The organism is Polaribacter uvawellassae, from assembly GCF_039748955.1.
Classification (GTDB): Bacteria; Bacteroidota; Bacteroidia; order Flavobacteriales; family Flavobacteriaceae; genus Polaribacter; species Polaribacter uvawellassae.
The window spans coordinates 57,328-78,721 of record NZ_JBDIZN010000001.1; the positions used below are offsets into that span (position 1 = coordinate 57,328).

Annotated in this window: 27 protein-coding genes; 16 read left to right on the forward strand and 11 right to left on the reverse strand. The window is 30.1% G+C overall.

Going from position 1 to position 21,394, the window contains the following annotated elements; translation table 11 throughout:
• Positions 1-35 precede the first annotated feature (35 nt).
• Positions 36-386 carry an arsenate reductase family protein gene (locus ABDX67_RS00255; RefSeq protein WP_347172636.1) on the forward strand — a complete coding sequence of 117 codons (351 nt, stop codon included), beginning with the start codon at positions 36-38 and terminating at the stop codon, positions 384-386.
• Positions 387-483: 97 nt separating this feature from the next.
• Here ABDX67_RS00255 and ABDX67_RS00260 read toward each other — a convergent pair whose 3' ends face one another.
• From ABDX67_RS00260 to ABDX67_RS00275, 4 genes are read right to left on the reverse strand one after another with little or no spacing between them, the layout of a single operon-like run.
• On the reverse strand, positions 484-1,485 hold the full coding sequence (locus ABDX67_RS00260; RefSeq protein ID WP_347172637.1) for a DUF3089 domain-containing protein: 1,002 nt from the start codon (positions 1,483-1,485) through the stop codon (positions 484-486).
• 23 nt (positions 1,486-1,508) lie between these two features.
• On the reverse strand, positions 1,509-1,982 hold the full coding sequence (locus tag ABDX67_RS00265) for a hypothetical protein (protein WP_347172638.1): 474 nt from the start codon (positions 1,980-1,982) through the stop codon (positions 1,509-1,511).
• 32 nt (positions 1,983-2,014) lie between these two features.
• Positions 2,015-2,407 (reverse strand): DUF6165 family protein, encoded by a 393-nt coding sequence (locus tag ABDX67_RS00270; RefSeq protein ID WP_347172640.1) that lies wholly within the window; start codon positions 2,405-2,407, stop codon positions 2,015-2,017.
• Positions 2,408-2,417: 10 nt separating this feature from the next.
• Complete coding sequence (locus ABDX67_RS00275) at positions 2,418-3,197, reverse strand: hypothetical protein (RefSeq protein WP_347172641.1); 780 nt, start codon at positions 3,195-3,197, stop codon at positions 2,418-2,420.
• Positions 3,198-3,299: 102 nt separating this feature from the next.
• Here ABDX67_RS00275 and ABDX67_RS00280 point away from each other — a divergent pair, with 102 nt between their 5' ends.
• The 5 genes from ABDX67_RS00280 (at position 3,300) to ABDX67_RS00300 (ending at position 7,348) form a co-directional block, all read left to right on the forward strand.
• Positions 3,300-3,947 carry a thymidine kinase gene (locus tag ABDX67_RS00280; RefSeq protein WP_347172642.1) on the forward strand — a complete coding sequence of 216 codons (648 nt, stop codon included), beginning with the start codon at positions 3,300-3,302 and terminating at the stop codon, positions 3,945-3,947.
• Positions 3,948-3,950: 3 nt separating this feature from the next.
• On the forward strand, positions 3,951-5,051 hold the full coding sequence (gene alr / locus ABDX67_RS00285; RefSeq protein ID WP_347172644.1) for an alanine racemase: 1,101 nt from the start codon (positions 3,951-3,953) through the stop codon (positions 5,049-5,051).
• Positions 5,052-5,100: 49 nt separating this feature from the next.
• Positions 5,101-5,508, forward strand: a complete 408-nt coding sequence (mscL, locus tag ABDX67_RS00290) for a large conductance mechanosensitive channel protein MscL (protein ID WP_347173711.1) — start codon at positions 5,101-5,103, stop codon at positions 5,506-5,508.
• Positions 5,509-5,573: 65 nt separating this feature from the next.
• On the forward strand, positions 5,574-6,314 hold the full coding sequence (locus ABDX67_RS00295; protein WP_347172645.1) for an ion transporter: 741 nt from the start codon (positions 5,574-5,576) through the stop codon (positions 6,312-6,314).
• Positions 6,311-7,348 (forward strand): hypothetical protein, encoded by a 1,038-nt coding sequence (locus ABDX67_RS00300; protein WP_347172646.1) that lies wholly within the window; start codon positions 6,311-6,313, stop codon positions 7,346-7,348. The genes ABDX67_RS00295 and ABDX67_RS00300 overlap by 4 nt, the downstream gene beginning before the upstream one ends.
• Before the next feature lie 278 nt (positions 7,349-7,626).
• On the opposite strand, the gene ABDX67_RS00305 is transcribed toward ABDX67_RS00300, so the two are convergent.
• From ABDX67_RS00305 to ABDX67_RS00330, 6 genes are all read right to left on the reverse strand, one after another.
• Positions 7,627-8,184 carry an MOSC domain-containing protein gene (locus ABDX67_RS00305; RefSeq protein WP_347172647.1) on the reverse strand — a complete coding sequence of 186 codons (558 nt, stop codon included), beginning with the start codon at positions 8,182-8,184 and terminating at the stop codon, positions 7,627-7,629.
• Between the two features lie 132 nt (positions 8,185-8,316).
• Positions 8,317-9,813 (reverse strand): GH3 auxin-responsive promoter family protein, encoded by a 1,497-nt coding sequence (locus ABDX67_RS00310; protein ID WP_347172648.1) that lies wholly within the window; start codon positions 9,811-9,813, stop codon positions 8,317-8,319.
• Positions 9,814-10,683: a M23 family metallopeptidase gene (locus tag ABDX67_RS00315; RefSeq protein WP_347172649.1), complete on the reverse strand. Its 870-nt coding sequence runs from the start codon at positions 10,681-10,683 to the stop codon at positions 9,814-9,816.
• 47 nt (positions 10,684-10,730) lie between these two features.
• Positions 10,731-11,312 carry a nicotinate (nicotinamide) nucleotide adenylyltransferase gene (nadD, locus tag ABDX67_RS00320; protein ID WP_347172651.1) on the reverse strand — a complete coding sequence of 194 codons (582 nt, stop codon included), beginning with the start codon at positions 11,310-11,312 and terminating at the stop codon, positions 10,731-10,733.
• Between the two features lie 74 nt (positions 11,313-11,386).
• Positions 11,387-11,971: a guanylate kinase gene (gmk, locus tag ABDX67_RS00325; protein WP_347172652.1), complete on the reverse strand. Its 585-nt coding sequence runs from the start codon at positions 11,969-11,971 to the stop codon at positions 11,387-11,389.
• 4 nt (positions 11,972-11,975) lie between these two features.
• Positions 11,976-12,842 (reverse strand): YicC/YloC family endoribonuclease, encoded by an 867-nt coding sequence (locus ABDX67_RS00330; RefSeq protein ID WP_347172654.1) that lies wholly within the window; start codon positions 12,840-12,842, stop codon positions 11,976-11,978.
• Positions 12,843-13,051: 209 nt separating this feature from the next.
• Between ABDX67_RS00330 and ABDX67_RS00335 the strand changes: the two genes are divergently transcribed.
• On the forward strand, positions 13,052-14,086 hold the full coding sequence (locus ABDX67_RS00335) for a glycosyltransferase family 9 protein (protein WP_347172656.1): 1,035 nt from the start codon (positions 13,052-13,054) through the stop codon (positions 14,084-14,086).
• A gap of 10 nt (positions 14,087-14,096) precedes the next feature.
• Positions 14,097-14,750 (forward strand): uracil phosphoribosyltransferase, encoded by a 654-nt coding sequence (gene upp / locus ABDX67_RS00340; protein ID WP_347172657.1) that lies wholly within the window; start codon positions 14,097-14,099, stop codon positions 14,748-14,750.
• On the opposite strand, the gene ABDX67_RS00345 is transcribed toward upp, so the two are convergent.
• On the reverse strand, positions 14,740-15,510 hold the full coding sequence (locus tag ABDX67_RS00345; protein WP_347172659.1) for a hypothetical protein: 771 nt from the start codon (positions 15,508-15,510) through the stop codon (positions 14,740-14,742). The genes upp and ABDX67_RS00345 overlap by 11 nt on opposite strands.
• 197 nt (positions 15,511-15,707) lie before the next feature.
• Between ABDX67_RS00345 and ABDX67_RS00350 the strand changes: the two genes are divergently transcribed.
• The 8 genes from ABDX67_RS00350 to ABDX67_RS00385 all read left to right on the forward strand — a co-directional run bounded on the left by ABDX67_RS00350 (position 15,708) and on the right by ABDX67_RS00385 (position 21,239).
• Complete coding sequence (locus tag ABDX67_RS00350) at positions 15,708-15,917, forward strand: DUF6341 family protein (protein WP_347172660.1); 210 nt, start codon at positions 15,708-15,710, stop codon at positions 15,915-15,917.
• A gap of 5 nt (positions 15,918-15,922) precedes the next feature.
• Positions 15,923-16,594 (forward strand): tRNA (guanosine(46)-N7)-methyltransferase TrmB, encoded by a 672-nt coding sequence (trmB, locus tag ABDX67_RS00355; protein ID WP_347172662.1) that lies wholly within the window; start codon positions 15,923-15,925, stop codon positions 16,592-16,594.
• Positions 16,595-16,603: 9 nt separating this feature from the next.
• Entirely contained in the window at positions 16,604-16,948 is a 345-nt protein-coding gene (locus ABDX67_RS00360) for an MGMT family protein (protein ID WP_347172664.1), read from the forward strand.
• 136 nt (positions 16,949-17,084) lie between these two features.
• Positions 17,085-18,215 carry an Mrp/NBP35 family ATP-binding protein gene (locus tag ABDX67_RS00365; RefSeq protein WP_347172665.1) on the forward strand — a complete coding sequence of 377 codons (1,131 nt, stop codon included), beginning with the start codon at positions 17,085-17,087 and terminating at the stop codon, positions 18,213-18,215.
• A 5-nt stretch (positions 18,216-18,220) separates the two neighbouring features.
• On the forward strand, positions 18,221-18,457 hold the full coding sequence (locus ABDX67_RS00370) for a NifU family protein (RefSeq protein WP_347172667.1): 237 nt from the start codon (positions 18,221-18,223) through the stop codon (positions 18,455-18,457).
• 64 nt (positions 18,458-18,521) lie between these two features.
• Positions 18,522-19,577 carry an NAD(P)/FAD-dependent oxidoreductase gene (locus ABDX67_RS00375; RefSeq protein ID WP_347172668.1) on the forward strand — a complete coding sequence of 352 codons (1,056 nt, stop codon included), beginning with the start codon at positions 18,522-18,524 and terminating at the stop codon, positions 19,575-19,577.
• On the forward strand, positions 19,577-19,909 hold the full coding sequence (locus ABDX67_RS00380; protein ID WP_347172670.1) for a 2Fe-2S iron-sulfur cluster-binding family protein: 333 nt from the start codon (positions 19,577-19,579) through the stop codon (positions 19,907-19,909). The genes ABDX67_RS00375 and ABDX67_RS00380 overlap by 1 nt, the downstream gene beginning before the upstream one ends.
• A gap of 172 nt (positions 19,910-20,081) precedes the next feature.
• A complete protein-coding gene (locus tag ABDX67_RS00385) occupies positions 20,082-21,239 on the forward strand; it encodes a homogentisate 1,2-dioxygenase (protein WP_347172671.1) in 1,158 nt (385 codons plus the stop codon).
• Positions 21,240-21,394 lie beyond the last annotated feature (155 nt).

Consider the following 21,394-nt stretch of genomic DNA (forward strand, 5'->3'; position numbering starts at 1 on the left):
TTTATCCTAATTTAGCATCAAATATAACGTATAAAATGAAAAAAGTCTACTTTTTACAAACTTGTGATACTTGCCGAAGAATTTTAAAGGAAGTAAACCTTGATGGATTTGAAAAACAAGAAATTAAAAGCAATCCTATTACAGTAAAACAACTTGAAGAAATGCACCAATTTTCTAAAAGTTACGAAGCCTTGTTTAACAAACGTGCTAAGCTATACAAAGCAATGGGTTTAAAAAACCAAACCATTTCTGAAGCTGATTACAGACAATATATTTTAGATGAATATACGTTTTTAAAACGCCCAGTTTTTATTGTTGATGATGAAATTTTTATTGGAAATAGTAAAAAAGAAGTTGAACGGTTGAAAGAATATTTAACCAATTAATTGTCAGGTTGAGCGGAGTCGAAACCCAATAAACATCTATAGTTCTCGACTCCGCTCGAACAGACATTTTTTCAGCTTTTTCAAATCACTAAAAGTTTTAATTATTCTCCAACCAGGTTTTAGTCCGTAACTCAACATTCTCTTTAATATCTTGCCAAAACAAGTTGATGTCGCCAACATGGTAATTTTTCATAAACGACATAAAAAATCGCATTGGAAACTTCGGATTTGTAGACCAAACCATTCCGTCTGTAATTTCAATTTTTAATGCTTTTGTGTATAATTTTCCGTTTGAATATAAAAATCCTTTGTGCTGATTTAAAGTTGTTGTTTTAGAAGCATCCCAAGTAATTGGATTTGTAGTAACAGCACCTTTATACACATTTTTATTGACTGGATATGTTCCTTTTTTACGTGTATTCCAAGAAACAAAACCACTAGTTTCAGTTGGTTTTGTCATTGGTTTAATGGTTTTAAATTCGTTTGGTTTAATTCCCATTCCAACCAAATACGCTGCAACTAATTGTTTTTGTAACGGTTTTGCATCAAAAAAATCCTTTAATAATTGTGTGGTATGATTTGTTCCTTGACTATGACTCACAATAATAATTGGCCTGCCGTTATTATATTTTTTTAAATAATATTCAAAGGCATTTTTTACATCAGCATAGGCAATTTCAAAAGCTTCTTTTCCACCTTTTTTATATAAATTGTACGATTTTATATGTGCTTGTCTGTAAATTGGAACGTAAATTCTTCCTGATGTTGCAAATGGAGATGCTTGATTTTTTACCGCAGTATGTATAATTTTATCATTCTGAATTTCATCATCAATTGCTGCGTTCCAAATCGCATTTTTTTTATCCATTAACAAAGTTGGATACACATAAAAAACATCTGCTTTTAAATCTTGAAGATTTGTTGTTGCATATTTCTTTAAACTTTCTGGATATTTTGTTGGTAAAACTGCCCAAGAAATTGCATCAGCATAATTTGGAGCATCTGGAATGTTTTGTTTTTCAAAACTAATGGTTTCATACGAACTTTTACATCCAACCAAAAAAACCACAAGCAATAATAGAACGCTTATGGTTTTCAAATATATTTTTAAACTAATTATCATTAAAACGACATCGCTATTCCAATACTATTTCCTTTCATATTCAAATTAAATGAAGGTTTAAATCTATACGAGGTTGATGAAAAGCCAGAATTGTATAAATCTACTGCTGTTTTAGATTTTTTATTGTAATTGTTATTTATTGGTATTGCAACTAATATCAAAGCTGCACCAACACCGGCAAGTTCCCATTTTGCATCTCCGCCACCAATTGCTGTTCCAATTGGAAAACCGATGAGAGCGCCACCTGCTCCACCCAAAATTGTTGCCCAAGTTTTACTTTTGTTTGCAGATTTCATTAATTGTGATGCCTCATGATTACTACTCATTAACTTAACTAATTGTTTACCAGATAAATAGTTGTCATCTTGCTTATATATATAACTTCCTAGAACTTTTTTTGATTCAATTTTTTGTGCATTAACGGTACTAAATCCTGTTGCTAAAATTAAACCAAGTAATATTATTTTTTTCATTTATTTTTCTTGTATAAAGGTTTTAACTCTTTTTATTTATAATCTTCATAAGATTTTTCTTCCACCAAATCAGAACCAGTATATGTGTTTATTTCTTTTTTAACATCAGATCTGTCATCATTTACATAATACACAGCACGTGCTAAATCTATAAAAGTCTGGCTAAAGTCTTTTGCACGTTCGCATTCTCTAATATCGTCTTCTATTTTCCACAATTTCTTGTTGACTTCTAACAAATCATTCTGTAATTTTTTAAGATGCGATTCATCTTTTGCATCTGCATAAATATTCTTGACATCTGGCGTTAACGTATTGTATTCATGCTGAATATTTGCTAACTTTTTTGTGTCTTTAATTTTAGAAAGTTTAATTTCTAAAATGGTGTATTTGTCTAAAATTTCTCCGTTTGATACTTCTATTTTCATCCTCTATATTTTATGCGAATTTACGTTCTATAATTGCAAAAAAGCGTTCTTCATATGTTTCTTGGTTAGACCAATCGTACTCTGGTTTTACCATTTTATTGATAAACTTTTTTGCTTCTTTTTCTGTTTTAATTGTGTTTAATTGAGAAACAACTCTGTTAAATTCTTCTTGACTTCCGTTAAAAAGATTTTTTACAAAAGCAATTCTGTCATTTAAACCAATATTTATATTTTTTTGTAATTGATCGTTTAATGATTTTTTAATTGTTGGTTTTTCAAATAAATCTGCCGCAACTTCAATTGAAATTGTGTCGTTTAATTCTTCTTCTAGAGTGATTGTTTTTTTATCTTTAATCTCTTCTTCAACATTTTCAGCAGAAAACAATGTTTGCTCTAATTCATCAAATGGTTGTTCTATAATTTCTTCAGCAACTTTTATGGTTGACTCTTTATTTTCTTCATTGTCTATTGTAAATTCTTCAACAATTTTTTCAACTTTTTTTGTAATTATTTCTACTTCTGTAAACTCATCTTCTTGTTTTTCTTCTACAACTTCTAATGTAGGTTCTTCAACTTTTTTAACTACGTTTTCTATCTTTTTAAGAATTTCTTCTTTTGTTTCTGTAGCATTTGGAGTTGTTTTTAAATATTCATCAACATAAGCCAATACGGTTAGTTTTTCATAAACTTCGTAGGCTTTTTCTTTCAACACCAAAACATCTTCTTTGTTTTTTAATTGCAAAATACTATGTGCAATGCTAGTTAAGTCGGCTGCTAATTTTTTGTGCATAAGTTGATAAATTAATTGATGCTTGGCATCTTTATTTTTATAAATTTGTAAGACTTGAAGTAAAATACAATTATAATCATATTTCAAGCATAAAATTACAAAATGTTTCTCGAAAATACGGTAAATCATACAGAACAATTTGGTTGGATTGAAGTAATTTGTGGCTCAATGTTTTCTGGTAAAACAGAAGAATTGATTCGCAGATTAAAGCGAGCGCAATTTGCAAAACAACGTGTAGAAATTTTTAAACCTGCGGTTGATACGCGTTACGACGATGAAGAAGTGGTTTCTCATAACGATAATCGTATTCGTTCTACGCCGGTTCCTTCATCAGCAAATATTAGATTGTTAGCAAATGATGTTGATGTGGTTGGCATTGATGAAGCGCAGTTTTTTGATGATGAAATTGTTGCGGTTTGTAACGATTTAGCAAACAGAGGAATTCGTGTAATTGTTGCTGGTTTAGATATGGATTTTAAAGGAAATCCGTTTGGACCAATGCCAGCTTTAATGGCAACTGCAGAATATGTAACTAAAGTACATGCAGTTTGTACACATACCGGAAATTTAGCGCATTATAGTTTTAGAAAAGCACAAAATGATAACTTAGTTTTATTGGGTGAAGTAAACGAATACGAACCTTTAAGTAGAGCTGCATATTACAAAGCGTTGCAAAAACAAAAAGCCGAAAAACTTGCTTCAGAAAAATTGGAATCTAATTTAAAAGATTCTGAAACAAGTTCAGAATAAAGTATGGAGAATCACGTAACTGTTCTAGAAATTGATGGAAATGCTGTACAGCACAACCTTCAATATTTTAAAGAAAAACTAGCATCTGATACCAAAATTTTAGTCGTTGTAAAAGCGTTTGGTTACGGAAGTGAAGCTAAGAAAATTGCGAAACTCTTAGAAAACAAGGTGGATTATTTTGCAGTTGCTTATACAGATGAGGGAATTGCTTTGCGAAAAGCAGGGATTGAAAAACCTATTTTGGTTTTGCATCCTCAAATTCCAAATTTAGAGTTGCTTATTCAACATCAACTAGAACCAAATTTATATAATTTTAAAATATTTAATGCTTTTTTAGAATTGGCAAATGCTAATGTTTTATTGAATTATCCTATTCATTTAAAATTTAATACAGGCTTAAATAGAATTGGTTTTTGTGACACAGATATTCCGTTAATTTTATCTAGAATTGCAGCAACAAGTCATGTAAAAATTGCTTCACTTTTTTCGCATTTAGCAGCAAGTGAAGATGCTAATGAAAAAGAATTTACAACCAATCAAATCAACAATTTTAAATTGATTGCAAAAGAGTTTCATCAACATTTAAATTACAAACCAATGGTACATTTGTTAAATACTTCTGGGATTATCAATTATCCGCAAGCGCAATTTGACATGGTTCGTTTGGGAATTGGATTGTATGGTTTTGCGAATGATGAAAACGAAACAAAACAACTTAAAAATGTGCTTTCATTAAAATCTATAATTTCTCAAATTCATACTATTAAACCTGGAGAATCTATTGGATATAACAGAGCTTATACCGCAAATGAAACCATGAAAACTGCCACAATTCCTGTTGGTCATGCAGACGGAATTTCAAGAAAACTAGGGAATAAAAAATATTCGGTTTTAATCAACAATCAAAAAGCACCAATTATTGGAAATGTGTGTATGGACATGATTATGGTTGATGTTTCTAACATCGATTGTAAAGAAGGAGATGAAGTAATTGTTTTTAATTCTCAAGAAATGCTACTAAAAATTGCCAATATTACAAATACAATTTCTTACGAAATCTTAACAGCAATCTCTCAGCGTGTAAAAAGATTGTTGAAATGTTAAAATTTTCTTAATTTAGCCGAGATTAACTATTAAAACAAATAATATGGGAATGCTTAAAGAATTTAAAGAATTTGCTGTAAAAGGTAATTTGGTAGATATTGCAGTTGGTTTTGTAATGGGTGCGGCTTTTAAACAAGTAGTAACTTCATTTACAGGCGGAATTGTTTCTCCGTTAATTGGCTTAGTATTTAAAGCTGATTTTAGAGATTTAAAATATGTAATTACTGAAGGAGTTGCTGATGCATCTGGAAAAGTAACTGGAGAAGTTGCTGTTTTGTACGGAGATTTTTTAACCAATTTAATTGATTTTATTATCGTAGCGTTTGTAATGTTTATGATTATAAAAGGAATTAACGCAACTAAGAAGAAAGAAGAAGCTGCAGCTCCTGCTCCACCAGCTGGACCAAGCCAAGAAGATTTATTAGCTGAAATTAGAGATTTATTAGCTAAGAAATAAGATTCTTATTTTTATAAAATTAAAACCGAAGTACTTTGTGCTTCGGTTTTTTTTATATTTATAGAATGAAAGAAGAACTTAGAAAAATAATTGAAGAAAACACTAATAAAAAAGGAAGAATCTTTGATTATATTATTCAAGTTCTAATCTTAATTTCATTAATATCATTCTCTATTGAAACTCTTCCAAACAATTCCGAATATGTAAAAAGGATTATTAAAATTGTAGAAACACTTTGTGTTATTATTTTTTCTATTGAATATTTGTTACGAATTTATGTTTCAAAAAAACCTTTAAAATATATTTTTAGCTTTTATGGAATTGTAGATCTTCTAGCAATAATTCCTTTTTACCTCAGACTATCTATAGATTTAAGATCATTAAGAGCGTTTAGAGTATTCAGAGTATTCAGAGTATTCAGAGCATTAAAGCTAGTTCGATATAATAAAGCTTTACTCCGATTTAGGTTAGCAGCAAAAATTGTAAAAGAAGAAGTTGTTTTATTTCTAATGGTAACTGGAATATTGATTTTTATTACAGCTGCTGGAATTTATTTCTTTGAAAACGAATCACAGCCCGAAACATTTTCATCAATTTTTCATAGTTTGTGGTGGTCAGTTGTAACACTAACAACTGTTGGTTATGGGGATGTTTATCCAATCACTATTGGAGGTAAGGTTTTTACCTTTTTTGTGTTAATTATTGGAATCGGAATTGTAACTGTTCCTGCTGGGCTAGTTGCAACAGCATTATCAAAAGCAAGAGAAATAGAAGAAAATGAGAAAAACAATAAACATACAACATGAACAAAATCATAAACTTTCCGAAAAACCTAATCATATTTGGAACACCAATTCTAATTATTGGATTGATGGTTTTACTTTCTAAAACAACAATCTTTACAAATAATTCAAATAGTTTAGCAATAGGAATTACTTTCGATTTATTAATTACTGTTCCGTTTGTTTATTTTTTATTAATCAGAAAAACAAGCATTCCAAAAACAACGATTTTTCCTTTTTTAATACTCGGAATTGTCGTTTGCTCATTTATTTTACCAACAGAAAATCAATATTATTTAGATCTTTTTAAAGTTTGGATACTTCCAATTGTAGAATTTTCAATTCTATCTTATGTAGTCTATAATGTTAGAAAAGGCATTAAAAAATTTAAGGCACGCAAAACCGAATCTTTTGATTTTTTTACTACTTTAAAAAACACGTGTTATGAAATACTTCCAAAAAGAGTTGTAATTCCTGTTGTTACCGAAATTGCTGTTTTTTATTATGGATTTATCTATTGGAGAAAAAGAAAATTGAAAGATAATGAGTTCTCTTATCACAAAGAAAGCGGAACAATTACTTTACTAATTGCCATTGTATGTATTGTTGCAATAGAAACATTTGTATTGCATAATTTACTCGAAAAATGGAGTACAATTGCTGCTTGGATTTTAACTTTTTTAAGCATTTATTCTGGTATTCAAATTTTTGGTTTCTTAAAATCAATCTATAAAAGACCCATTATAATTGAAAACAATCAGCTATATCTTAGATATGGAATTATGTGCGAAACGACTATCAACATTAATGATATTGAAGCCGTAGAATTTTCATCAAAAGATATTGAACCAAATAAAGAAACTAGAAGATTGTCTTTTTTAGGTGAATTAGAAAGTCACAATACTATTATCCGATTAAAAAGAGAAAACATATTGATTGGCTTGTATGAAATACAAAGAAAATACAAAAATATTGTGTTACATATTGACAATAAAACTGAATTTAAAAATCTACTATTAAACGCTATACAAGAAAATGAAAAAACTACTAACAAATAAAAATTTGACAATTATAAATTTTGTAATTGTGTTGTTTTTTGCTCTAATCTACTTGCTTAATTACTATGAAATAAACGTTGTTTTAATTGGCGTTTTTAGAGAATTGTTGACAATTCCGTTTCTAATTGCACAATTGGTGTTTTTAGTTCTAGGAATACAGTTTATACTAAAAAACAAAATACATTTCTTAACGCTATTCAGTATTTTATTATTAGCTAGTTGTTCTGTTGTGACAATTGGGAGTTTCTTTTAAAAAAACAAACAGAATAATTCTCTATTTACATTCCTTTATCAACTCTCTTAGCTTCATAAAGCTCATCAATAGTTGGGTTTTCTGGGCAAGATTTAATTTGTTCAAAAACATCGCCAGCTTTTACAAAACCAGTTTGTAATACTTTAAAATACACACCACAAAAAGTAGTATTCCAAAATTGTTTTACAATTTTCATATCGTTAAAACGAATTCCTAATTTATAACACGGAGTTCTTATGGTAGTTACTTCTAAGATCGTTTCGCCAACTTTAAAGGTATCGCCAACATGAGTTTTGGTTTCGTCTAAATCATCTACCGTTAAGTTTTCGCCAAACATTCCTAATTGCCAATCTAAATTTGGATGCAATTTTTTAAAATAATCGTAATGTTTTAAAGAATATCCATACACCGCTTGGTCAATTCCACCATGATGTTTTCTATCAGAAATTTCATCATTTAAAACATTTTCTGTTCCTAAAAAAATGGCTTCTTTTATTGGATACTTAAAAATTCCTGTAATTATGTTTTTTCCTTTCCAATCAATTGCTGTTTTCTCTCCGATGTTTGTTGAAATGATTTTCATGTGATTTATTTTTTTGTCAGGTTGAGCAATTTTCTGTCATATCGAGCAGGGTCGAGATAAAAGAAAATTGTATCGAGTAGTTATTTGTTATCGATACAAAATTCTTAAAAAAGAATTTCACTCGAAGAGACATTAGTCTATTATAAAATCTTGTAAAACATCAGCAATTTTACGATTATCAGACAACTGCGGAATCTTATTTTGTCCGCCAAATTTCCCAATCGATTTCATATATTCATGAAAACCACCTTTTTTTACTTTTCTAATCACCAGCGTTCTCAATACTTTACCAACAATTAAATCTTGATAATAAATGTTTTGTGCTTGCATAGAAGCATCTACTTTTGCTATAAAATCTTCTAATTTTTTTGGCTCGTTTTCAAATTCTATAAACCACTCGTGATACGGCAAACCGCTTTCTGGATTTACTTGCGGAGCAACTGTAAACTCACTAATATTTATTTCGGTTCCTTTGATAGAATCTTTCAACGCCTTTTCTACTTCTTTACCAATAACGTGTTCGCCAAAAGCAGAAATAAAATGTTTGATTCTTCCTGTAACTTTAATTCTGTAAGGTTTTGTTGATGTAAACTCAACAGTATCGCCAATATTATAACCCCAAAGTCCGGCGTTTGTATTTAAAATGATAACATAATTCACGCCCATTTCCACCTCTTTTAATGAAATTCTTGTCGGGTTTTCATCGTAAAATTCTGTTGCAGGAATAAATTCATAAAAGATTCCTGAATCTAATTGCAACAACATTCCTGGTTCTGTTTGCGAATCTTGATATGCGATAAATCCTTCTGAAGCTGGATACAATTCTACATAATCAATTTTTTTACCAATCAAACTTTCGAACTTGTTTTTATACGGTTCAAAATTTACACCGCCATACACAAAGAAGTTAAAATTTGGAAAAATCTCTGCAATTGGTTTCCCTGTTTTTTCGATGAGTTTTTCAAAATACATTTGTACCCAAGACGGAATTCCACTAATAACCGTCATGTTTTCATCAACCGTTTCTTCTACAATGGCGTTTACTTTTGTTTCCCAATCTTCAATGCAATTGGTTTCCCAACTTGGCAATCTGTTTTTTAATAAATATTGCGGAATATAATGCGCTACGATTCCACTTAATCTTCCTAATTGAATTCCGTTTTTAGTTTCTAACACCGGACTTCCTTGTAAGAAAATCATTTTTCCATTTACAAAACTTGCGTCGTTTTTTTCTGCGATATAAAACAGCAATGCATTTTTTGCAGCTTTGATATGTGTTGGCATTGATTCTTTGGTAATCGGAATGTATTTTGCACCAGAAGTTGTGCCAGAAGTTTTGGCAAAATAAATTGGTTTTCCTTTCCAAAGCACATCTTTTTCTCCAGCAACAATTCTATCAACATACGCTCTTAAACCTTCGTAATCTTGAACTTTTACTCGGTTTTTAAAATCCTCATAATTTTTTATTGAAGAGAAATCATGATCTTTCCCAAAAGCAGTATTTTTTGCTGATGAAATTAATTTTTTAAATACTTTTTCTTGAGTTTTATGTGGATTGTTTGCCCATTTATAAACTTGCTTTGTAGCTTGTTTGGCAAACGGAATAGCAAAAAAAGATTTGATGCTCATTTATTTAAAATCTATATAATTCAACGGATTTACTGGATATCCATTATACCATAATTCGAAATGTAAATGCGGTCCGGTTGTTAGTTCTCCGGTAGAACCAACTGTTGCAATTGCTTCTCCAGATTTTACAAAATCGCCTTGTTGTTTTAACAGAGTTCCGTTGTGTTTGTACACAGAAATAAATCCTGTTCCGTGTTCAATTATAAGAACATAACCTGTTTCTGCAGTCCATTCAGAAAAGATAACTCTACCATTTTCAACAGCTTTTACTGGTGTGCCAGTTGCTGCAACAATATCCATTGCAAAATGTTTATCAGTAATATTAAAATCTTGAGTAACATTTCCTTTTAAAGGCGCAAAAAACACCATATCAATTTTATTTTCTGCTTTATCAAACAACGGAAAACGATCTTTACTTTCTATCTTTTCTCTAAACAAAGAATCTGTTTTAGAAGCGTCTAATTTTTTTTCATCAATTGTAGAAATACTTGTCTTTTTTAAAGAATCAAAATCTATTTCCGAAATTGGTTCATCACCAGATAAAATTGGAAGTAAAACTTTGGTATAATTTTCTATTAATCGCAATCTATTTTTTAAAGAATCCGTTTCGTATAATAATTTTGAAGCGTCTCTTTTTAGTTGTGTAGAAGCGTAACCAGGAATGTATTCTCTTATTGGTGTATATGCAATTAACACAGTGGTTAAAGCAATTAAAACTATTGAAAAAAAACCGCTTAAAACAAAGATGTTTAAAATAGTTAGCTTAAAAGATAAGCGTTCTTCAAAAGTGTCTTCGTTTAAAACAACCAATCTAAATTTATTGGTTATTCGTTGTCTAAACTTGCCTTTCTTTTTGTTATTTTTTGCCACAGATTTATTTCTTTGAATTACAAATATACAACGAAAAAATAGGGAAACTATTTTCTGTAAAAATTCATCTCATCAATATACTTCCAAACAGCTTCGGTTAACATAGGTTGTATATTCTTTTTCTCTTTGATTCCATTTCTAATATGTGTTGATGAAATTTCGATTATTGGAGAATCAATTTTATGAATTTTTGGGTGATTATCAAATTGTGTTTCTACAGTTCCATCAGAAATTCTTGGATACACATAAATATGATGATGCTCTAAAATGATTTCATAATTTTTCCATTTATGAAAACTTTTTAAATTGTCTTCGCCCATAATTAAACTAAAATTATGTTGCGGATATGTATCTGAAATATGAGCTAAGGTATGTACTGTATAATTGGGTTGCGGTAAATTAAACTCTATGTTTGACGGTTTAATTTTATCGTAGTTTTTTGTTGCTAAATGCGCCAATTCTAATCGATGATGGTTGTCTAACAACGTCCTTTTTTTCTTAAATGGATTGTGTGGCGTAACCACCAACCAAATTTCGTCTAAATCAGAATTTTCTACCAAATGATTGGCAATAATTAAATGCCCAACATGAATTGGATTGAATGTTCCGAAGTATAAACCTATGTTCATTTTTAAAATGATTTGTCACCTTGAGCGGAAGCCGAAAGGTCTCGACTCCACTCGATCTGACATTAAATTTTATTTTATTCTTGTATTCCTAAATACTCACTCATTAAATCTTCTGCTTCTTTAAAAGCAACATCTAAGTCGTAGTTTTTAATAACTTTATCAAATTGTGGAGCTGTTGCCAATTCTATGGATGCTTTTGCAATTCGCATATTAATTTTATCGTCGCTTTCTGTTTTACGTTTTTTTAAGCGAATTTTCAACTCATCAATACTTGGTGGTTTTACAAAAACAGCTAAAGTTTTATTTGGAAATTTCTTTTTAATTCGCAATCCGCCAGCAACATCAATATCAAAAATTACGTGTTTCCCTTTTGCCCAAATTCGTTCTACTTCGCTTTTTAATGTTCCATAAAAATTATCTCTATATACTTCTTCCCATTCTAGAAAATCTTCATTTTTTATATGTTGTTTAAAGTCTTTTAAAGACATAAAATAATAATCTTTTTCATGTACTTCTTCTCCTCTTGGTTCTCTAGAAGTTGCCGAAATTGAAAACTCTAAATTGAATTTTTCTTGTGCTAATAAATGACGAACAATAGTTGTTTTACCAGAACCTGATGGTGCAGAAAAAACAAATAATTTACCTTCAAATTTGTTCATAAAACTACAATACGTTTAAGATTTGCTCTTTAATTTTTTCCAATTCGTTTTTCATTTGAATCACAGATTTTTGCATCGAAGCAAAATTTGCTTTAGATCCTGTGGTATTGATTTCTCTTCCAATTTCTTGAATGATAAATCCTAATTTTTTACCGTTAGAATCTTCGCTATCTAGCTCTTGTAAAAAGTACTCTAAATGATTTCCTAAACGAACTTTTTCTTCATTAATATCTAACTTTTCTAGATAATAAATCAATTCTTGTTCAAAACGATTTTCGTCGATTTCTACTTTTAAATCTGCAATCGATTTTTGTAATTTTTCTCTTACATTTTTAATGCGTTCTTCATCTAAAGCGTGTACTTCATCTAAATATTTTTTGATATTTAAAATTCGTAATTTAAAATCGTCTTCTAAAGAAGCAGCTTCGTCTATTCTATATTGAATCGTTTCTTTTAACGCTTCATCAATACTTGTATTGATTAATTCCCATTCATTTTCGTCCAACTCTTCGCGCTCTGTTTTTAAAGCATCTGGCATTCTTACTGCCATTTTTAATAGCTCAACATCATTTTCATCATTTGTAAAAAGCACGTTTTTTAATTGCTGAATATAATCTGAAACTACATTTTTATTGATGACAGTTGTGGTTTCATCCGAAGTCATTTCTACATAAATAGAAAAGTCTATTTTACCTCTTACCAAACCAGAAGCTAATTTTTTTCTAACTGCTAATTCTTTTTCTTTATAATACGACGGAACTCTAACGTTTAAATCTAAATTCTTACTGTTTAGCGTTTTAATTTCTATCGTAACTTTTTTTGTTGGCAATTGTAATACGGATTTCCCGTAACCTGTCATAGATTGAATCATTCAATGCTTTTTTAAAATATAGCAGCAAAGGTACATAATTATTTGAGGAATTTTTCTTGCTGAAAATGTAAATAAGTAGCGTAAATTCATACTTTCATTTTTGCCATAGATTTGCGTATTTTTAGTTTAATTTATGAATTCGCTGCTAAAACAAGAAAACTTATTTTGTTTTCATTATTTTTACAATTCAATATTTATAGCAAGAAAATTTGCAAACAAAAGCACATATTTTAGTTATCAGGTTATCTGCAATGGGCGATGTTGCTATGACAATTCCTGTAATTAGAGCTTTGGTTGCACAACATCCAAAAGTTAAAATTACATTTTTATCAAAAGCATTTCTAAAACCATTGTTTGATGATATTCCTAATGTAAACTTTTACGCTGCTGATGTAACAAATACACACAAAGGCGTTTTTGGTTTGCACAAACTTTCTAAAGAGTTAAAACAATTAAAAATTACTCATATTGCCGATTTACACAATGTTTTACGCTCAAAGATTTTGCGTAGCTTTTTTAAATTTTCTTCAAAAAACAGTGCTGTAATTGACAAAGGAAGAAGCGAAAAAAAAGCCTTAACAAGAACTACAAATAAAGTTTTTAAACAGTTAAAAACATCGCATGAACGCTATGCTGATGTTTTTAGAAAACTCGGTTTTTCGGTTGATATTTCAAGTCCAGCCAAACTTGAAAAACCGAAATTAAAGAGTTCTGTTCTTAATTTAATCGGAGAAAAAAAAACCAATTGGATTGGAATTGCACCTTTTGCGGCGTATGATTCTAAAATGTATCCGCTAGATTTAATGAAAAAAGTAATTGCTGAATTATCTAAAAATAACACCATTTTACTTTTTGGTGGCGGAGCAAAAGAAGTAGAAATATTATTAAAAATTGAAGAAAAAAATAAAAAAATTATTTCTGTTGCAGGTAAATTAAATTTAACAGAAGAATTAAATGCAATTGCACATTTAGATTGTATGTTGGCAATGGATTCTGGAAATGCACATTTTGCCGCAATGTTACAAATTCCGACGATTACACTTTGGGGAGCAACGCATCCGTTTGCGGGTTTTGCTCCTTTTAATCAACCAAAAGAAAATTGTGTATTGCCAAATTTAGAGAAACACCCGAACATTCCGTGTTCTATTTATGGAAATAAAATTTGCGACGGATACGAAGATGTTATGAGAACCATTTTACCGGAAAACGTTATTGAAAAAGTTGAAAAAATATTAAATTCCTAAAACAAAACTTATGATCATTCATCACTTAGAAGAAACCAACTCTATTTTAAATAAATTTATTGCAGAAATTAGAGATGTTACTATTCAAAAAGATTCGCTACGTTTTAGAAGAAATATAGAAAGAATTGGAGAAATTTTAGGCTATGAATTAAGTAAGAATTTAAAGTTTTCATCAAAAAACATTACAACTCCGTTAGGCATAAAAGAAAGTTTTTTACCAACTAAAGATATTGTTTTAGGTTCTATTTTACGAGCTGGTTTGCCTTTACATCAAGGATTGTTAAATTATTTTGATGATGCAGAAAATGCGTTTATTTCTGCGTATAGAAATCATCCAAATAACGATGCAGAATTTGAAATTGTTGTAGAATATTTCGCCGCTCCGTCAATAGATAATAAAACCTTGATTTTAGCAGATCCAATGTTAGCAACCGGTCAATCTTTAGTATCTGTTTTTGAAGCAATTAAGAAATATGGAAATCCGAAAGAATTGCATATCGTTTGCGTAATTGGTGCTACAGCAGGAATTGAATTTATCAAAAATCATTTTCCAGAAAACACGCATTTATGGATTGCTGCAATTGATAATGAATTAAACGAAAAAGGGTATATCGTTCCTGGTTTAGGCGACGCTGGCGATTTAGCTTTTGGCTCTAAACTATAAAGTGTATTGCAAAAGAAAGCAATAAAAACAACGCTAAAATAATATTTACTATTAACTTCTTTTTAATTGATTGCACCCAATTTGCAATGATAATTGTAGACGGAATTAAAAAAGCAATTAATTCTGTTCCGTTCTTTTTTTCTACGAAAGAAACAAATACTATTGCAACAATTAAATGAATTAACAACAACACCCAAATTATTTTAAATCTGTTGCTTACAGAAAGTATTTTTTTTGTTCTTAATAGTATTGCAACTCCTGTGAAAACTACAAACAAAATTAAAAATAACTCATAATAACCGGTCTGATAAAAACTAAAATCAATTGTAAAAACAACATCAAACAATTGATAAAATGATGTTAAATCATCCATCCAAAAAAGATATGTAAAATATAAAAAAAGCGGTGTAATTAATCCTAAAATAGGAATTACAACAGTTCTAACAGTAATTTTAGAAAAAAAGAAAATTGCTGCATAAAGTAAAATCAGGTAAAGAAGATAAGAAGGTGAAATTAAAAATAAGACACCTAGCCAAAATCCGCTATCAAACAATTTTTGATATACAAACTTTAGCGTTCTTAAACTATATACTTTTCTGAAAAATAAAAACAGCAGTAAATAAGTAATAACTGTAGCATATTCTAAAATAAGAGATTCTAAAAAACCTAAGCCAATTATAAAAAACAAAAAAGCAAACGAGTTATCTTTTGTTAATTTGTTTTTAGAAACCACAAAATTAAACAAGAAGAATAATCCCAAATACAAAGGAAAATTTAATAAAAAATTGAAAAAATTAGTTAGATTTAATTCAATATTTTTAATCAAAATGAAATCCAAAATATAGTAAATTAAAAAAAGTACTATAATTAAGATAAAATTTACTGGTTTTGATTTGCCGAAAAAATTGGCTAACATAATTAGTTTTTATATTTTTGCAGTGTAAAGATACTTAAGTTATGATAGCAAGCAATATTTTCAGATTAATTGGTGATTTTTTTACTTGGGCTTTTGCTCCTTTCGAAGCATTACGCTTAAGCGATTTAAGTTGGTGGGCTTCAAATGCAGTAAGCTGGTTATTTATAGCCATTTTATTTGTGTTATTTGGATATTGGATGAAAGAATCTGCTCGCTTTAAAAGAGAAGGAATCGAAGATTCTGCAGAATAACTACTTTGGGAAGCAAAAACAAACTAAAGCGTTTTCATGAAAATGAAACGTTTACTAATGTTGTTCAGCCAAAAAGAGAAGAAATCTTAAATGGTTTTTCTCTGAAAGGGAAATGGAATACATTTTTTAAAAACGATAACCCTATTGTTTTAGAGCTTGGTTGTGGCAAAGGAGAATATACAATTGCTTTAGCTCAAAAAGATTCAACTAAAAATTTTATTGGAATTGACATAAAAGGTGCACGTTTTTGGCGTGGCGCTAAAACTGCTTTAGAAGAAAACTTAACCAATGTTGCTTTTATTAGAACACAAATAGAATTGATAAATGAACTATTTGCAGAAAATGAAGTTGATGAAATTTGGATTACTTTTCCAGACCCTCAGATTAAATACAAACGCACAAAACACCGGTTAACTAACTCAGAATTCTTAAAGAAATACCATTATATTTTAAAAGAAAATGGTGTGGTAAATTTAAAAACCGATAGTGAATTTATGCACGGTTATACGTTAGGTTTATTACATGGCGAAGGGCATGAAATTTTACATTCAAATCATGATGTGTATAAAAACACCTATTCTCCAGAAGAAGTAATTGGCACACAAACTTTTTACGAAAAACAATATTTAGAAAAAGGAAAACCAATAACTTTTATTAAATTTAGAATTAATTACTAATAATTCTAAATGAGTTCGTCAGATAATTTTTTTGAAAAAGTTTACAAAATCGCTCGGTTAATTCCGTACGGAAGAGTTACAAGTTACGGCGCAATTGCAACGTATTTAGGCGCAGCAAGATCAGCGAGAATGGTAGGTTGGGCAATGAATAATTCTCACAATCAAAAAGAAGAAGTTCCTGCTCACAGAGTTGTAAATAGAAAAGGTTTATTAACAGGAAAGCATCATTTTGATGGCACCAACTTAATGCAGCAATTACTAGAAAATGAAGGAATTGTTGTTGTTGATAATCAAATTCAAGATTTTACAAAAGTGTTTTGGAATCCGAATGAGGAATTGACAACTATTTCCTAATTCTTTAAAAATTAGGAAATACTTACAAATAAATTTCTTTGATTCTTCCATCAATAAACACATTACAACTTCTTTATTATCTGAACTCTAAACACTATATTTGTAGTTTAGAATTAATCCTAATTAAAATTTCAAAATGAGCTTTAAAAAGCAAGATATATACAAGGCATTAGAAACAATAACTGCTCCTGGAGAAGGAAAAAGTTTAGTAGAAAATGAAAACATTACAAATGTTGTAACTTTTGGTAACGAAGTACTTATTGATGTTACAATCAGCAATCCTTCTTTACAAGCTAAAAAAAGAGTAGAAAGCGAAATTATAAACGCATTACGCTCAAAAGTTAGCGAAGATATTGTTGTAAAAGTAACCGTAAAAGCAGTAGTTCCTAAGAAAGAAAATCCGAATCAAATCAAAGGAAAAGAAATTCCGAATATTAAAAACATTATTGCAATTGCATCTGGAAAAGGTGGTGTTGGAAAATCAACAATTACTGCAAACACAGCAATCACATTAGCAAAAATGGGATTTAGTGTTGGTGTTTTAGATGCTGATGTGTACGGACCATCAATGCATTTAATGTTTAATGTAGAAAATGAAAAACCATTATCGGTAAACGTAAATGGTAGATCTAAAATGAAACCAGTTGAGAATTATGGTGTAAAATTATTGTCTTTAGGATTTTTTACAAATCCAGATCAAGCAGTAATATGGCGTGGACCAATGGCTTCAAAAGCATTAAACCAATTAATTTTTGATGCAGATTGGGGAGAATTAGATTTTTTATTGATTGATTTACCTCCAGGAACTGGAGATGTGCATTTATCAATTGTACAAGCATTGCCTATAAACGGAGCAATGATTGTAAGTACTCCGCAAAATATTGCTTTAGCTGATGCAAAAAAAGGAGTGGCAATGTTTCAACAAGAAAGCATTAATGTTCCTGTTTTAGGAATTATAGAAAACATGGCCTATTTTACTCCAGAAGAATTGCCAAATAATAAATATTATATTTTTGGAAATGGTGGAGCAAAAAATTTAGCTGAAGATGTTAAAACACAATTTTTAGGTGAAATTCCTTTGGTTCAAAGTATTAGAGAAGCTGGTGATGTTGGACATCCAGTTGCATTGCAAACAAATACACCTTTAGAAAAAGCTTTTTCTGACACAACAAAAGAAATGTTATCTCAGTTAGTAAAACGAAACGAAAATTTACCTCCAACAGAAATTGTAAGAATTACAACGATGAGTGGTTGTAGCACAAAATAAAAGTTATGACAGCACAAGAAACGCTTATAAATGTTGAAAAAGCTTTAGAAGAAATTCGCCCTTTTTTATTAAGTGATGGCGGAAACATAAAGCTTTTATCTATTGAAAACAAAGTGGTTACCGTACAATTAGAAGGCGCTTGTATTGGTTGTTCAGTCAATCAAATGACATTGAAAAATGGTGTTGAAGCAACCATCAAAAAATATGCTCCACAAATAATAGAAGTTGTGAATGTAAGCTAACTGATAAAAATCAGCTTTTAAAATTTTTACAAGCATTATTTTTACACGATTTTTTTTAAAATAAATGATTACAACAGATATATTAATTATTGGTGCTGGACCAACAGGTTTATTTACAGTTTTTGAAGCTGGATTATTAAAACTAAGATGTCATTTAATTGATGCATTGCCACAACCTGGCGGACAATGTTCTGAGATTTATCCAAAGAAACCAATTTATGATATTCCGGCTTATCCAGAAATTTTAGCTGGTGATTTAACAGATAAGTTACTAGAACAATGTAAACAGTTTGAACCTGGTTTTACACTAGGAGAGCGTGCTGAAACTATTGACAAACAAGAAGATGGCTCTTTTATTGTTACTACAAATAAAGGAACAAAGCACAAAGCTCCAATAGTAGCAATCGCTGGTGGTTTAGGAAGCTTTGAACCAAGAAAACCTCCAATTCCAAATATTGCAAACTTCGAAGATAAAGGTGTTGAATATATGGTTCGTGAACCAGAATTATACAGAGATAAAAATGTGGTAATTGCTGGTGGTGGAGATTCTGCTTTAGATTGGAGTATCTTTTTAACAGATGTTGCAAAATCTGTAACTTTAGTGCATAGAAGAAACGAATTTAGGGGCGCATTAGACTCTGTTGACAAAGTACAAGAATTAAAAGATGATGGAAAAATTAATTTAATTACTCCAGCAGAAATAACAGGAATTACAGGAGAAAACCATGTAACTGGAGTTGTTATTTCTAAAAAAGGCGAAGAAGATACTATTTTAGAAGTAGATCATTTTATTCCTCTTTTTGGATTAGCTCCAAAATTAGGTCCAATTGCAAATTGGGGATTAGAAATAGAAAAAAATGCGATTAAAGTAAATAACGCATTGGATTATCAAACAAATATTCCGGGAATTTATGCTATTGGAGATATTAACACTTATCCAGGGAAATTAAAGTTGATTTTGTGTGGTTTTCACGAAGCTACTTTAATGTGCCAAAGTGCATATCAACGTATTTTTCCAAATAAAAAATATGTGATGAAATATACAACTGTTGGCGGTGTTGATGGTTTTGATGGAACACGAAAAGAAGCTCCAAAAGCTGTTGTAAAGAAAATTGAATAATGGAACAAGACATTACTATAAAAATTACAGACAGAGATGGGGTACAACACGAGATTGAAGCTCCAACTGACATGGCAATGAATTTAATGGAAGTAGTTCGTTCTTACGAATTGGCTCCAGAAGGAACCATAGGTGTTTGTGGCGGAATGGCGATGTGTGCTTCTTGCCAGTGTTATGTAAAATCTGATCATGAATTACCAGAAATGGGAGTTGACGAAGACATGATGTTAGCAGAGGCTTTTCATGTTCAAGAAAACAGCCGCTTGGGTTGTCAAATTCAAATCACTCCAAAGATGGATGGACTAGAAGTAGAATTAGCTCCAGAATCTTAAAAATCTTTTATTAGTTTTTGTATATTTGGTGTGCACACTTAAAGCACATTAAAAATGTATTGGTTAGAACTCTTAATTCTTTTAAAGTTTTTGATAAAAAGAAATCCTGAATAAACAATAATAATTAATCGTGTAATTAAACTAATTTATTAATTATCAAAATCCAATTATTATGTCACGTTATCATTCATTAGGAAAAATTCCAAAAAAAAGACATACTACTTTTAAAAAGCCAAATGGCGATTTATACCAAGAAGAATTATTTGGCACCGCTGGTTTTGTTGGCATGTCATCATTATTATATCATATTCATCCACCAACTGTAGTTACAGAAATAACAAACAAAGGTTCTGTAATGCCCAAAATAGCTGTTGAAAAAAACATGAAAGCCATTAGTTTTAAAGGTTTTACTTTGGCTACAGAAAAAGATTTCTTAGACAGTAGAAAAACTTTATTTGTAAACAGAGATTTACATATTGGTTTGGCAGCACCAAAATCGTTCTCTAAAGATTATTTTTATAAAAATGGCGATGCAGACGAAATGCTTTTTATCCATGTTGGTTCTGGAACACTAAGAACAAACTATGGAAACATTCCTTTTAAATATGGTGATTATTTAATCATCCCAAAAGGAGTTATTTATCAAATTGATTTTGACACCGAAGACAATCGTATCTTATATATAGAATCTTTCGAGCCAATTTTTACTCCAAAAAGATATCGTAATAATTTTGGTCAATTATTAGAACATTCTCCTTTTTGTGAACGAGATATGCGTTTACCACAAGACTTAGAAACGCACGATGAAAAAGGTGAATTTTTAGTGAAAATTAAAAAGCAAGGAAATATGTGGGAATATGTGTACGGAAATCATCCATTTGACGTTGTTGGTTGGGACGGATTTCATTATCCATATGCCTTTTCAATCCATGATTTTGAACCGATAACAGGAAGAATTCATTTACCTCCTCCAATTCATCAAACTTGGGAATCTGCTGGCTTTGTTGTCTGTAGTTTTGTACCGCGTTTGTACGATTATCATCCAGAAAGTATTCCTGCTCCATATCACCATAGCAATATAGATTCTGAAGAAATATTGTATTATGTTGATGGTGATTTTATGAGTAGAAATAACATAGAAAAAGGACAAATTACTTTGCATCCAGGCGGCGTTCCTCACGGACCACATCCAGGAGCAATTGAAAGAAGTGTTGGGAAAAAAGAAACTGAAGAATTAGCAGTAATGATAGACCCTTTTAAACCAATGTCTATTACAGAAGAAGCTTTAAAATTACAAGTAGAAGATTATCACAAATCTTGGATTTTATAATTAAAAAAGAAAAGAGAGAATTAGAAAAGAGAGAAGAGTAAGAGGTAATGACAATTAAAAAAAGACATAATTACAAAAATTTAAAGATTTGGAGTTTAGGAATCGAAATTGTAGATGATGTTTTAAAATTACCTATGAATTTCCAAATGATGAAA